We start from the raw sequence: 12,175 nt of genomic DNA on the forward strand, positions 1-12,175 counted from the left end.
CGCCTCCCACAGCGGCGCTCCGCGCGGCGGGCCAGTCCGGCCACACCTGTTCAGGACAGAACTGCACGGCGGGAGCGAACGGTGAGCGGAACCTCCGAAGGGCCGAGGCCCGCGGCGGTCACATCCCCCCACTCCGCAGGACCGTCGGCCACGGAGTGTCACCCTCCATGGCCCGCTGCCGGGGCCCGGGGATCCGAGCCGCACGGCTATCGGGCCGCCTTCCGGGCCGCCACGCTCCCGATGGCCGTCGTCGACCACGAGGGACTGGTCCTCGCCGCCAACGACGCGCTCGGCGGGCTCCTCGGCTTCTCCGCCGCCGCACTGACCACGCAGTCGGCGGCCGATCTGCTCGACCTCGCGGCGGACGGCCGCACCTGGCACGCGTACCGCGAGGTGCTGCACGGCCGGCGCTCACGGTTCCGCTGCACCCGCAGGCTCAAGCACCCCGACGGGCGCGCACTGTGGGCCGAGATCACCGTCGTGCCGATGCCCGAACCGGAGGCAGGCCGGGCCGACGCACCGCGGCCCGGTCCCGGCCGGGTGCTGCTCTCCGTCGCGGACGTCAGCGACCGGCGTGAGCTGCAGAAGCGGCTGCGCCACCTCCAGATGCACGATCCGGTGACCCGGCTGCCCAACCGGGCGCTGTTCTTCGAACGCCTCGCGGCCGCCCTGGAGACCCCGCCGTACCAGGACGGCGGTGTCACCGGACAGGGCCGGATCGGGCTCTGCTATCTCGATCTCGACGGTTTCAAGGCCGTCAACGACACGATGGGCCACCGGATCGGCGACCGGCTGCTCGCCGCGGTCGCGGCACGGCTCACCGACTGCGCGGCCCAGGACCGCCCGCACCGTCCCGGCGCCCATCTCGTGGCGCGCCTGGGCGGCGACGAGTTCGCGATCCTGGTCGAGGACTCCGCCGGTACGCAAGCGCTCACCGACCTCGCGCGCACGGTCCTCGCCGCGCTGCAGAAGCCCTTCGACCTGGACGGGCAGCGACTCTCCGTCTCGGCTTCGATCGGGGTGGTGGAACGGGCCGTGGCCGACACCTCGGCGACCGGTCTGATGCAGGCCGCCGACACCACGCTGTACTGGGCGAAGGCGGACGGCAAGGCCCGCTGGACGGTCTTCGACCCGGAGCGCAATGCCCACCGGATGACCCGGCAGACGCTCTCCTCCCATCTGCGGCCCGCCGTCGAACGCGGCGAGTTCACCATCGAGTACCAGCCGCTGGTCGGCATGGCCGACGGAGTCGTACGCGGGGTGGAGGCCCTGGTCCGCTGGAACCACCCGCAGTTCGGCCTGCTCTCGCCGAATCGGTTCGTCGCGATCGCCGAGGAGGACGGCTCGATCGTCCAGCTCGGCCGGTGGGTGCTGCGGTCCGCGTGCCGCCAGGCCCGGCGCTGGCAGCTCGACCACCCGGCCGAGCCGCCGCTGTTCATCAGCGTCAATGTCGCCGTACGGCAGGTCTGGGACTCCGACCTGGTCACCGACGTCGCGGAGATCCTCGCCGAGACCGGCCTCGATCCCGCCCTGCTGCAGCTGGAGCTGACCGAGTCGGCGGTGATGGGCTCGGCGGGCCGCCCGCTCCAAGCCCTCCAGTCGCTCAGCGACATGGGCGTACGGATCGCCATCGACGACTTCGGGACCGGCTACTCGAACCTCGCCTATCTCAGCCGGCTGCCCGTCTCCGTACTGAAGCTGGACGGCTCGTTCGTACGCGGCTTCCGTTACGACGACGGCGACCGCCCGAGCCCCGCCGACGAGACGATCGTCGAGGCGATGGTGCACCTGGCGCACCGGCTGGGTCTGACCGTCACCGCGGAGTGCGTGGAGACGGCGGGCCAGGCCGAACGGCTGCGCAGGATCGGCTGCGACACCGGGCAGGGCTGGCTGTACTCACGCGCGGTGGCCCCGGAGCGGATCGCCGAACTGATCGGCAGCCGGAAGCTGAACGTCTGACCCCGGGATTCCCGGCCCCGGGGTCGGAAGGCCGGGCCGGTGTCAGACCGTCGGCAGCCCGTACGCGTCGGCGATCAGCTCGTAGCTGCGCAGCCGGGCCTCGCCGCCGTGGGCGTTGGCGGTGATCATCAGTTCGTCGGCGCCGGTGCGCTTGGCCAGGTCGTCGAGGCCTGTACGGACCTCGTCCGCGGTGCCGTGGACGATGTTGACCAGCCAGCTGTCGACGAACTCGCGCTCCATGGGGCTGAAGGCATACGCCTCCGCCTCCTCGGGTGTCGGGACCAGGCCGGGCCGGCCGGTGCGCAGGCGGACCATGGACAGGGCGCCGGAGAGCACCTGGCGGCGGGCCTCGCGCTCGTCGTCGGCGGCCAGGGCCGAGACGCCGATCAGGGCGTACGGCGCGTCGAGCACCGCGGACGGCCGGAACGACTCCCGGTACAGGTCGAGGGCCGGCACGGTGTTCTGGGCCGAGAAGTGGTGCGCGAAGGCGAACGGCAGGCCGAGTACGCCGGCCAGCCGGGCACTGAAGCCGGAGGAGCCGAGCAGCCAGATCGGCGGGCGGGCCGCCGACTGGACGCCGCCCTCGGCGGTGGCCTGGACCGGGCCGGGGACCGCGTGGATACGGGCGTAGGGGTGGCCGTCGGGGAAGTCGTCGTCCAGGAACCGGGTCAGCTCGGCGAGCTGCTGCGGGAAGTCTTCCCCAAGCTCTCGGCTGCGCTCGAGCAGGGGAGACCCCATTGCGCCTTCGCCCGGCCGGTCCGTGCGGCGCAGGGCGGCCGCCGTCGCGCCGTCGGTGCCGGGGGCGCGCCCGAGGCCGAGGTCGATGCGGCCGGGGGCCATGGCCTCAAGGGTGCCGAACTGTTCGGCGATGACGAGCGGTGCGTGGTTGGGCAGCATCACGCCGCCGGAGCCGAGCCGGATGCGCTCGGTGTGCGCGGCGAGGTGGGCCAGGATCACGGCCGGTGAGGAGGAGGCGACGCCCGGCATGGAGTGGTGTTCGGCGACCCAGTACCGGTGGAATCCGCGGCGCTCGGCGAGCCGTGCGATGTCCACGCTCGTGCTCAGCGCCTGGGTGGCGGTGCGGCCCTGGCCCACGGTCACCAGGTCCAGCACGGAGAGCGGAACGGTGGCTGTCCCCTCCGCCCTGCCTCGGATCTCGTCGCCACGGATCTCGTCGGCTCGAATCTCGTCCACGTCCTGGCCCTCTCCGGTGATGCGCATGCGTGCGGCTCGTGCGTCCGTCCGGAACAGCTGAACAGGAGGTGGTCTCCGGTTATTCCCACCAGCCGGGTCGTCCCTTCTTTCCGCTCCGTGCCCACGCCCGGCCCTCGCCCCATCGAGCCACCGGGGCCGGCGGCGCCTCGCGCTCGGCGAAGATCTTGCCGAGCCTCGGGGACCAGGCCCGGCGGTCCGCCAGCCGCAGCCCTTCCCGGACCGTCACCTGGTTTCCGGTGAGGACCGGCTTGCCGAGGAGCTCCTCCAGCTCCGCCAGGTGCGAGACGGTGTGCAGGGCCGTGTCGGGCAGCAGCATCACCTCCGCCTCCGGGCGGTCCGCGGCCCGGACCAGTTCCTGCACCTTGTCCGGGCCCCAGGCGGCGGCCTCGGCGGCGGAGCCCAGGTGGGCGGCGTGGGTGGCGACCACCTCGATCCCCGCGGAGTGCAGGAAGGCGGTGAACAGTTGGGCGATGTCCTCGGGATAGGTCGCGGCGACCGCGACGCGGGTGGCGTCCAGCTCCCGCACCGCGTGGACGAAGCCGAACGAGGTGCTGGATGCGGGCACTCCGGCCGCCCTGGCCAGGGCGGCGGTCTGTTCGTGGGCACCCTTCCACCCGTACAGGAAGCCGCCGCTGCCGCTCGCCCAGACGACGGACTCGACACCGGCGCGCTGGAGCTCCGGCACCCCGGCGGCCAGCCGTTCGGGCACACCGGTGCGCGTCAGCGCGTCGATCTCGTAGACGTCCTCGTCGATGGCGGTGTGGTTCACGACCAGCCTGACGGCGTCGAGCAGGGTCTCCATCCGCGGGAAGTCGTCCTCCGCGAAGTGGTGGCCCGGGTAGAGAAAGCCGAGGGTCGTCATGTCCACCCTTCCTGTTTCCACGGATGCCCGTTTCACCCCGTACCTCCCCAGTATTCCCCCATACGTCGCCGCCTCCACGGCGACCTGTTGACGAAGGCGGGCGTGGGTGCGAGCGTGGTCGGGCCGCACATCTCAGACGCAGCGGAGCGCCCGCCTCTCATGCCAGAGCCCACCCTGCTCGTCCTGGACACCGACCCGTCGCCGCGCCTCGGCAGGCTGACCGGCCGGGCCACCGTGCGGTACACCGACGAGGCCGGACTCGCCGCGCGGCTCCCCGAAGCCGACGTGCTGCTGGTGTGGGACTTCACCTCCGACGCGGTACGGGCCGCCTGGCCCGGTGCCGGGCCGCGCCCGGCGTGGGTGCATACGGCGAGCGCGGGCGTGGACCGGCTGCTCTGCCCGGAGCTGGCGGCCTCCGACACGGTGGTGACCAACGCGCGGGGCATCTTCGAGCGGCCGATCGCCGAGTACGTGACGGGGCTGGTGCTGGCGTTCGCCAAGGATCTCCCCGGCACTCTGGAGCTCCAGCACCGGCGGCTGTGGCGCCACCGGGAGAGCACTCAGGTGGCGGGCAGCCGCGCGGTGGTCGTCGGCGCGGGCCCGATCGGGCGGGAGATCACCCGGCTGCTGATCGCCCTCGGTGTCGAAGTGGCGCTCGTGGGACGCAGGGCGCGGCGCACGGTCCACGGCGTGGCGGATCTGGACCGGCTGGCCGCCATGGCCGACTGGGTGATCTGCGCGGCGCCGCTGACGGAGTCGACCCGTTCCATGTTCGACGCGCGGTTCTTCGGGCTGATGCAGCCGTCGGCCCGCTTCATCAATGTGGGGCGCGGTCCGCTGGTCGTCGAGGACGATCTGGTCGCCGCACTGCGCAAGCGCTGGATCGCGGGCGCGGCACTCGATGTCTTCGAGCAGGAGCCACTGGGGCCGCAGAGCCCGCTCTGGGACGTACCGGATCTGATCGTGTCCCCGCACATGAGCGGCGACACGGCGGGCTGGCGGGACCGGCTGGGCGAGCAGTTCGTGGAGATGTTCGAACTCTGGGCGGCCGGGGCACCGTTGCCGAACGTGGTGGACAAACAGCGCGGCCATGCCCCCGTCCGGGAGCCCGGCGAATGACCTCAACCATGCCCTGTCCTGCCGCGAACGACGGTCACTTCATCCCTTCATGACGGGCATGTCCGCATGACGGACCGTCATGAACCGTCCTGCGCCGCGGAATACGCTCTGCGCACCCGCCGTCGCACTCCGCCCGCAATCGGACACGGGAAGGTCACCGTCCGGCCACCGTTCGATCACGGCGGGCCGCTTCCTGCATAGACGTACGGGATCGGGCAGGCGCACCCCCTGTCCGGACTGTTCGATCCCTCCAGGAGATTGCGAACCATGGCTGACTTCCCGAACCTGTCCCGCCGGGGCTTTCTCAACCGATCGGCGGCCGTGGGTGGCCTGCTCGTCGTTCCCGGGCTGCTCGCCGCGTGCAGCAAGACCGACGCCGGTTCCACGGACGGTGCGGGGGCGCTCGACAAGCTCCGCAAGCAGGGCTTCGTCCGGGTCGCGTACGCCAACGAGGCCCCGTACGGCTATCTGGAGGGCAAGCAGCTCAAGGGCGAGGCGCCCACGCTGCACCGGGAGATCTTCAAGGCGCTCGGCGTCGACGAGCTGAAGCCCACACTCTCCGAGTGGGACGGCCTGATCCCCGGACTGCAGGCCGGGAAGTACGACGTGGTCAGCGCCGGCATGGCCATCACGCCGGAGCGCTGCGCCAACGCCATCTTCTCCGAGCCCGAGTTCATCTCGCCCACCGCGCTGATGGTGAAGAAGGGCAACCCGAAGAAGGTCACCGACCTGGCGTCCGCGAAGGCCGCCGGGATCACCGTCGGCGTGATGTCGGGCGCCGTCGAAGGCAAGTACGCCGAGGGCGCGGGCATCCCCAAGGACAAGATCAAGACACTGCAGAAGCCGCAGGACGGCGCCGACGCGGTCAAGGGCGGCCGGGTCGACGCGTTCCTGCTCACCGGTATCTCGCTGCGCTGGCTCGCGAAGACGAACCCCGAAACCGAGGTCACCGAGGCCTTCCTGCCGGAGCTCGACGGCGCGAAGCAGTACAGCCCCGGCGGCGCCGTCTTCCGCGAGGGCAACGAGGACCTGCGGGACGCCTTCAACCGCGAGCTGAAGAAGATCGTCTCGGACAAGTCACGCTATGTGGGCCTGCTCCAGGAGTACGGCTTCGGGGCCACCGAGCTCCCGCCGGCCACCCTGAAGACGGCCGACCTGTGCAAGGGCTGACGGGGACGGAACGCACCGCATGAGTGATTTCCTCTCCGCCTTCTTCGACGATCTGCCGCAATTGCGCGCGGGGCTGTGGGTGACCCTCCAGGCCACCGTCCTCGGCGCGCTGCTCGCCCTGCTCCTGTCGTTCGTCCTCGGCCTGATGTCGGTCAGCCGGCTGCTGGTGGCGCGCGGCGTGTCCCGCGTGGTCGTGGAGTTCTTCCGCGGCACCTCGCTCTACATCCAGTTGTTCTGGCTCTACTACGCGATGCCGCCGCTGACCGGGTACGAACTGACGCCGCTGCTCTGCGGTGTCGTCGCCTTCGGTCTCAACTACGGTGCGTACGGTGCCGAGGTGGTGCGCGGCGCGATCAACTCCGTACCGCGCGCCCAGTACGAGGCGGCCGTCGCGCTGAACATGACGCCGGTGCACCGGATGCGGAAGGTGATCCTTCCGCAGGCCTGGGTGCAGATGATCCCGTCCTTCACCAATCTGCTGATCCAGCTGCTGAAGTGCACCCCGCTGCTGTGGCTGATCTCCGCGGCCGACCTGATGACCGTGATCCAGCAACTGCGTGACCGTACCGGCGAGACGCTCACCGCCTACGTGACCCTGCTGGTCCTCTACTTCGTCCTGGCCTACGCGCTGACCCTGCTGATGAATCTGCTGGAGCGCGGCGCCAAGCGGCGGCTCGGCCTGGCGACCGGTGCGGGCTCGCTGCTGCGCAGCCGCAGCGCCACGGAAGCCGTCGCGTCGACGGCCGGAGGTGGTGTCCGGTGAACGGCTTCGACTGGAACGCCGCCGGGGACGTGCTGCCCCTGGTGCTCAAGGGTTTCGAGGTCACGCTGCTCGCGACCGTGCTCGGCACGCTCCTCGCCGCGGTGCTCGGGCTCGCCGTCGCGGTCGCCGGGCGGGCCCCGAGCAGGTTCGTCACGGTGCCGGTGCGGGCCGTGACGGAGTTCATCCGGTCCACCCCGTTGCTCGTCCAACTGGTCGGCGCGGCGGCCCTGTTCACCTCGGTCGAGCCGCTGACGATCGGCATCGTGGTACTGGGCATCCACTACGCCGCATACACCTCCGAGGTGTACCGCGCCGGGATCGACGGTGTACCGAAGGGCCAGTGGGAGGCCTGCCGGGCGCTGTCGCTCACCCCGCGGCGGACCTGGCAGGCCGTGATCCTGCCGCAGGCGGTGCGCAATGTGCTGCCCGCCCTCGGCAACTACGCGATCTCGATGTTCAAGGAGACCCCCTTCCTCGCCGTGATCACGGTGCAGGAGATGGTCTTCGAGGCCCGGCAGTACGGCGCCGCCCACTTCGCGTACACCGAGGCATTCACGCTCGCCGGGCTGGTCTTCCTGGTCGCGAGCTACCCCACCTCGCTGCTGATGAGAAAGCTGGAGAAGCGTCTTGGCCACTGAACCCCTCCCCCTGCAGAAGACCGCGCCGACGGCTCCCGAGGACGCCGTGCCGGCCGTCGTCGCGGCGACCGGCCATCCGCTGGTCCGCTTCGACGACGTCGTGAAGCGGTACGGCGACCACGTCGTCCTCGACCGGCTGGACTTCTCCGTACGACGCGGCGAGCACGTCACCCTGATCGGGCCCAGCGGCTCGGGCAAGACCACCATCCTGCGGCTGCTGATGACCCTCGAACGGGTCAGCGACGGGGTCATCTGGGTGGACGGCGACCCGCTGTCCCACACCAGGGCGCCCGACGGCTCGCTGAGGCCGGCGACCGAGAAGCATCTGCGCGAGGCCCGGAAGAAGATCGGCATGGTCTTCCAGCAGTTCAACCTCTTCCCCAACATGAAGGTGCTGCAGAACATCACCGAGGCCCCGGTCAACGTGCTGGGCATGGACCGCGACGAGGCGGAGAGCCGCGCCCGCGAGCTGCTCGACCTGGTCGGACTCTCGGGGAAGATCGACGCGCATCCCTCCCAGCTCTCCGGCGGCCAGCAGCAGCGGGTGGCGATCGCCCGCGCGCTGGCGATGCGGCCGGAGATCCTGCTGCTGGACGAGGTGACGTCGGCGCTCGACCCGGAACTGGTGGCGGGCGTGCTGGAGCTGCTGAGCGACATCGCCAGGAACACCGACATCACCATGCTCTGCGTGACCCACGAGATGAACTTCGCCCGCGACGTCTCGGAGACTGTACTGATGTTCGATGCCGGACGGGTGGTCGAGTACGGTTCGCCGGAAAAAATCTTCACCGATCCTGACCACGAACGTACGCGCGAATTCCTCACCGCGGTGCTGTGACCTCGAAACTCGTCGTAACCCAGTGACCCTGGCATATGCCGAACGGATGCGCCCCAGCTGACGGAGCCGGGGCGCTCCACATTCTCTTCAACAGCCTCCCCCGGCAGGGGTCTTGGCGGCTATCGTGAGGGCAGAGCTTGCGGTCACAACCTGGTAGGGGGAAACCGTGGCATTGAAGCCCGAACCGACCGCGCCGTTCCACTCGGTGCAGCACGCCCTCCGCGTCCTCGAAACGGTCTCCGAACACGGCAACGGCGTGACGGACGCCCAGATCTCCCGGGAGACGGGACTGCCCGTCGCGCATCTCACCTCCCTGTTGCTGATGCTGCGCCGCGAGGGATACGTCGAGCAGATCACCGACGGTGCGTATGTCATCGGCTCCTCGCTGCTGCTCCTCGGCTCCGGGGCGGCCCGCAGGCAGGCCCTGGAGACCAAGCTCCAGCAGTCGCTGGCACAGTTGCGCGATTCGGTCGGCGCGGCGGTCTACATCAGCCGGTACGTCGACGGCGAGATCCGGGTCACGCAGTACGCCGACGGCCCTCGCACCCCCGCGGTCAACGAGTGGGTGGACTTCCGGTCCTCCGCACACGCCTCGGCGGTCGGCAAGTGCCTGCTGGCCCAGCTCGACCAGAACGGCCGCCGCGACCACCTCTCCCGCCACAAGACGGCCCGGCTCACCTCGCGGACGATCACCAACGAGAAGGTCCTCTTCTCCAAGCTGGACAGCCAGCCGGCGACGGTTCCGGTGCTCGACCTCCAGGAGTACGCGGTCGGCACGGTGTGCGCGGCGGTGCCACTGACCGCCGGGGCGTCGGCCGGGTGCCTGGCACTGTCCCTGCCGATCGAGGACGCCCATCGCCTGCGTACCGCGGCGGACACGCTGAACCGGCGGGCGGCGCCCGTGCTCTTGTCGCTGGCGCTCTAGGCCGTCCTGGGCGGGGGTCGGTGAGGCCCACCGGGGTGCCCCCGGGACGGTTTTGTCCTCAATCGCCGGACGGGCTCAATGAAGCCCGATATGCCCCGTTTGTCCGACTGTCATCAGCACCCCTCGGGAGCGGGTATTATTTTCGAGTCAGCAGGCGCCGCTAGCTCAGTTGGTTAGAGCAGCTGACTCTTAATCAGCGGGTCCGGGGTTCGAGTCCCTGGCGGCGCACAGACAACGCACTGGGCGGTTCACGTACACACGTGAACCGCCCAGTGCGTTTTTTGCTGCGTTTTTCCGCCGTCCAGCGTGACGTACAAGCGTTTTACACATCCGTACTAGACAAGCGTTTTAAACGCTCGTACATTTCCAGGCATGACGAACACTACGAGCACCACCGCCGAGCGCGGCCCCCTCGCCGGTCGCCGGGAATGGACCGCCTTCGTGGTTCTTCTGCTTCCCCTCCTCCTCGTCTCGATGGACGTCTCCGTCCTCTTCTTCGCGATCCCGGCCATCGACCGGGACCTCGCCCCCAGCGCCACCCAGCAGCTCTGGATCTTCGACGTGTACGCCTTCGCCCTGGCCGGCCTGCTCATCACGATGGGCTCGCTCGGCGACCGGATCGGTCGCCGCAAGCTGCTGCTCCTCGGCGCGTTCGCGTTCAGTGCCGCGTCGGTCGCCGCCGCGTACTCCACCAGCCCCGAGATGCTGATCGCGGCCCGCGCCCTGCTCGGGATCGGCGGTGCGACGCTGATGCCGTCGACGATGGGGCTCGTACGCAACATGTTCCGCGACGAGCGACAGCGCGGCCGGGCGATCGGCATCTGGTCGGGTGCCATGGCCGGCGGGATCGCGCTCGGCTCGGTGCTCAGCGGGGTCATGCTGGAGCACTTCTGGTGGGGCTCGGTCTTTCTGATCAATGTGCCGGCCATGGTGCTGCTGCTGGTCCTGGTGCCGGTGCTGGTCCCGGAGTTCAAGGACCCGAACCCCGGCCGGTTCGACTTCCTGAGCGTGCCGCTGTCGATGGGGGCCGTGCTGCCCGTCGTCTACGGGGTCAAGGAGAGCGCCGCGCACGGGCTCGATGTGCGAAACGCGCTGATCATCGCCGCCGGGCTCGTCGTCGGCTGGTTCTTCGTCCGCCGCCAGCGCATGCACGGCGACGCGATGATCAGCCGGGAGCTCTTCCGCAACGGCGGCTTCGCGGCCGGGATCGGGCTGAACGCGCTGGCCGCGTTCGCCATGATGGGGTCCTCGTTCTTCACCACGCAGTATCTGCAGTCGGTACTCGGCATGGGCACGATGGAGGCCGCGCTGTGGAGCCTGGCCCCGTCCCTGACGGTGGGTGCCGCCGCCCCGACGGCCACGGCGATCGCCCAGCGGACCGACCGTACGCGCGTCATCGGCGCCGGTTTCGTCATCGCCGCCGCCGGTTTCGCCGTCCTCGCCCTGACCGGTACGGACTCGCTGTGGCTGCTGCTCGGCGGCTGCGCCGTGATGAGCTGCGGCATCGTCACCGTGATGGCGCTCGTCTCGGACCTGGCGCTGTCCACCGCCCCGCCGGAGAAGGCGAGTTCGGCGGCCTCACTGCTGGAGACCGGGCAGGAGTTCGGCGGTGCGATGGGGATGGCCCTGCTCGGTGCGGTGGCCACGGCCGTCTACACCGCCGACATGCCGGGCTCCGCGCCGGAGGACGCGCGTAAGACGCTGGCGGGTGCGGTGGCCACGGGGGACGGTTCGCTGATCTCGATCGGGCGGGAGGCCTTCGTGCACAGCATGCGGTACGCCTCGGGGGCGGGGGCCGCGCTGTTGCTGGCGGGCGCGGTGCTGGCCGTGACGCTGCTGCGGCGGCGGACCGGGTTCAAATCGATGCCGGGGACGGCGGCCCCGGCCGGGGCCGCCGTCGCTCAACCGGAGTGCACGTGAGGGGCACCGGCTGACCGCATGTCAGGCCTGCACGTCAGAACTGCACGTCGGAGCAGGCATAGAAGGCGTTCGCCGTGTCCGCGATGTTCCAGACGCTCAGGATGATGTGCTTCCCGGTCTTCTGGGTGGGGATGGTGCCCTGCTGGGTCAGGGTCGCCGGGGGCTGCAGGCCGCCGTACGGCACCGTCATGAAGGGCTGCGGCTCCAGGTCGGCCCTGGTGAGCGGCTTGGCGGGATCCCAGCCTTCCTTGGTGATGTAGTAGCGGAAGTCGGTCGTCGCGTGACGGGCGGTGAACTGCCAGCGGAAGCCGAAGCCCTGACCGGCTGTCACCTTGGTGGCCGGCCAGTTTCCGCCGCGCGGGTCGTCGAGCTGGGCGAACTCGCCGTGCCCGCCGGAGCAGATCTTCCCGTCGGCCGGACCCGCCGCAGGGAAGCCCTTCGGGCCCTCGACGCTCTGCGGCTCCCACTGGATGTTGCCGCAGTTCGTCACCGTGCCGTTGGCACAGAGCTTCTGGCGGCTGATGGGGTTGTCGGTGTAGCCGTGGCTGCCGGCACTGTCCGTCGCGAACATCGAGGCGCCCGCTATCACCAGGCCGACTACGGCCGCGCTTGCCCTTTTACGCATTGCTGTCGCTCCTCAAGAACGTGGGGGAGGATCCATGAGCCCTGCTGCGCACGCGTCTTGCGGTCTAGACCAAGCCTTAGATTATTGACGGGTCATGAACATGTCCAGACCAATGGGAGTTGGATTCCGCTTCGCCGCCGC

Annotated in this window: 11 protein-coding genes and 1 tRNA gene; 9 read left to right on the forward strand and 3 right to left on the reverse strand. The window is 70.2% G+C overall.

Annotation, left to right across the window (positions count from 1 at the left end):
- The first annotated feature begins 81 nt into the window (after positions 1-81).
- Positions 82-1,959, forward strand: a complete 1,878-nt coding sequence (locus ACZ7L9_RS05405; RefSeq protein WP_471412655.1) for a putative bifunctional diguanylate cyclase/phosphodiesterase — start codon at positions 82-84, stop codon at positions 1,957-1,959.
- Positions 1,960-2,001: 42 nt separating this feature from the next.
- On the opposite strand, the gene ACZ7L9_RS05410 is transcribed toward ACZ7L9_RS05405, so the two are convergent.
- Both ACZ7L9_RS05410 and ACZ7L9_RS05415 read right to left on the reverse strand, forming a co-directional pair.
- Entirely contained in the window at positions 2,002-3,153 is a 1,152-nt protein-coding gene (locus tag ACZ7L9_RS05410; RefSeq protein ID WP_471412798.1) for an LLM class flavin-dependent oxidoreductase, read from the reverse strand.
- Between the two features lie 79 nt (positions 3,154-3,232).
- Positions 3,233-4,036 (reverse strand): maleate cis-trans isomerase family protein, encoded by an 804-nt coding sequence (locus tag ACZ7L9_RS05415; protein WP_471412657.1) that lies wholly within the window; start codon positions 4,034-4,036, stop codon positions 3,233-3,235.
- 159 nt (positions 4,037-4,195) lie between these two features.
- Between ACZ7L9_RS05415 and ACZ7L9_RS05420 the strand changes: the two genes are divergently transcribed.
- The 8 genes from ACZ7L9_RS05420 (at position 4,196) to ACZ7L9_RS05455 (ending at position 11,409) form a co-directional block, all read left to right on the forward strand.
- Positions 4,196-5,155, forward strand: coding sequence for a D-2-hydroxyacid dehydrogenase (locus ACZ7L9_RS05420; protein ID WP_471412659.1), 960 nt, complete (start codon positions 4,196-4,198; stop codon positions 5,153-5,155).
- 267 nt (positions 5,156-5,422) lie between these two features.
- Positions 5,423-6,325 carry an ectoine/hydroxyectoine ABC transporter substrate-binding protein EhuB gene (gene ehuB, locus ACZ7L9_RS05425; protein WP_471412660.1) on the forward strand — a complete coding sequence of 301 codons (903 nt, stop codon included), beginning with the start codon at positions 5,423-5,425 and terminating at the stop codon, positions 6,323-6,325.
- Positions 6,326-6,344: 19 nt separating this feature from the next.
- The gene (gene ehuC, locus ACZ7L9_RS05430) at positions 6,345-7,088 is read left to right on the forward strand and encodes an ectoine/hydroxyectoine ABC transporter permease subunit EhuC (RefSeq protein WP_471412661.1); all 744 of its coding nucleotides are present in this window, start codon (positions 6,345-6,347) and stop codon (positions 7,086-7,088) included.
- Positions 7,085-7,726, forward strand: a complete 642-nt coding sequence (gene ehuD, locus ACZ7L9_RS05435) for an ectoine/hydroxyectoine ABC transporter permease subunit EhuD (RefSeq protein WP_471412663.1) — start codon at positions 7,085-7,087, stop codon at positions 7,724-7,726. Before ehuC ends, ehuD begins: the two co-directional genes overlap by 4 nt.
- Positions 7,716-8,564 (forward strand): ectoine/hydroxyectoine ABC transporter ATP-binding protein EhuA, encoded by an 849-nt coding sequence (ehuA, locus tag ACZ7L9_RS05440; RefSeq protein ID WP_471412664.1) that lies wholly within the window; start codon positions 7,716-7,718, stop codon positions 8,562-8,564. Before ehuD ends, ehuA begins: the two co-directional genes overlap by 11 nt.
- 166 nt (positions 8,565-8,730) lie before the next feature.
- On the forward strand, positions 8,731-9,489 hold the full coding sequence (locus ACZ7L9_RS05445; RefSeq protein WP_471412666.1) for an IclR family transcriptional regulator: 759 nt from the start codon (positions 8,731-8,733) through the stop codon (positions 9,487-9,489).
- Positions 9,490-9,643: 154 nt separating this feature from the next.
- Positions 9,644-9,717: transfer RNA gene (locus ACZ7L9_RS05450), tRNA-Lys, on the forward strand.
- A 144-nt stretch (positions 9,718-9,861) separates the two neighbouring features.
- Entirely contained in the window at positions 9,862-11,409 is a 1,548-nt protein-coding gene (locus tag ACZ7L9_RS05455) for an MFS transporter (protein ID WP_471412667.1), read from the forward strand.
- A gap of 34 nt (positions 11,410-11,443) precedes the next feature.
- On the opposite strand, the gene ACZ7L9_RS05460 is transcribed toward ACZ7L9_RS05455, so the two are convergent.
- Positions 11,444-12,034: a lytic polysaccharide monooxygenase auxiliary activity family 9 protein gene (locus ACZ7L9_RS05460; protein WP_471412668.1), complete on the reverse strand. Its 591-nt coding sequence runs from the start codon at positions 12,032-12,034 to the stop codon at positions 11,444-11,446.
- Between the last annotated feature and the right edge of the window lie 141 nt (positions 12,035-12,175).

Source organism: Streptomyces sp. NPDC111516, assembly GCF_055635345.1.

Excerpts from the sequence above, each read along its gene's own strand:
- ACZ7L9_RS05460 (WP_471412668.1), bottom strand. The coding sequence starts at position 12,034 with ATGCGTAAAAGGGCAAGCGCGGCCGTAGTCGGCCTGGTGATAGCGGGC.
- ACZ7L9_RS05420 (WP_471412659.1), top strand. The coding sequence starts at position 4,196 with ATGCCAGAGCCCACCCTGCTCGTCCTGGACACCGACCCGTCGCCGCGC.
- ACZ7L9_RS05415 (WP_471412657.1), bottom strand. The coding sequence starts at position 4,036 with ATGACGACCCTCGGCTTTCTCTACCCGGGCCACCACTTCGCGGAGGAC.
- ehuC (WP_471412661.1), top strand. The coding sequence starts at position 6,345 with ATGAGTGATTTCCTCTCCGCCTTCTTCGACGATCTGCCGCAATTGCGC.
- ACZ7L9_RS05455 (WP_471412667.1), top strand. The coding sequence starts at position 9,862 with ATGACGAACACTACGAGCACCACCGCCGAGCGCGGCCCCCTCGCCGGT.
- ehuB (WP_471412660.1), top strand. The coding sequence starts at position 5,423 with ATGGCTGACTTCCCGAACCTGTCCCGCCGGGGCTTTCTCAACCGATCG.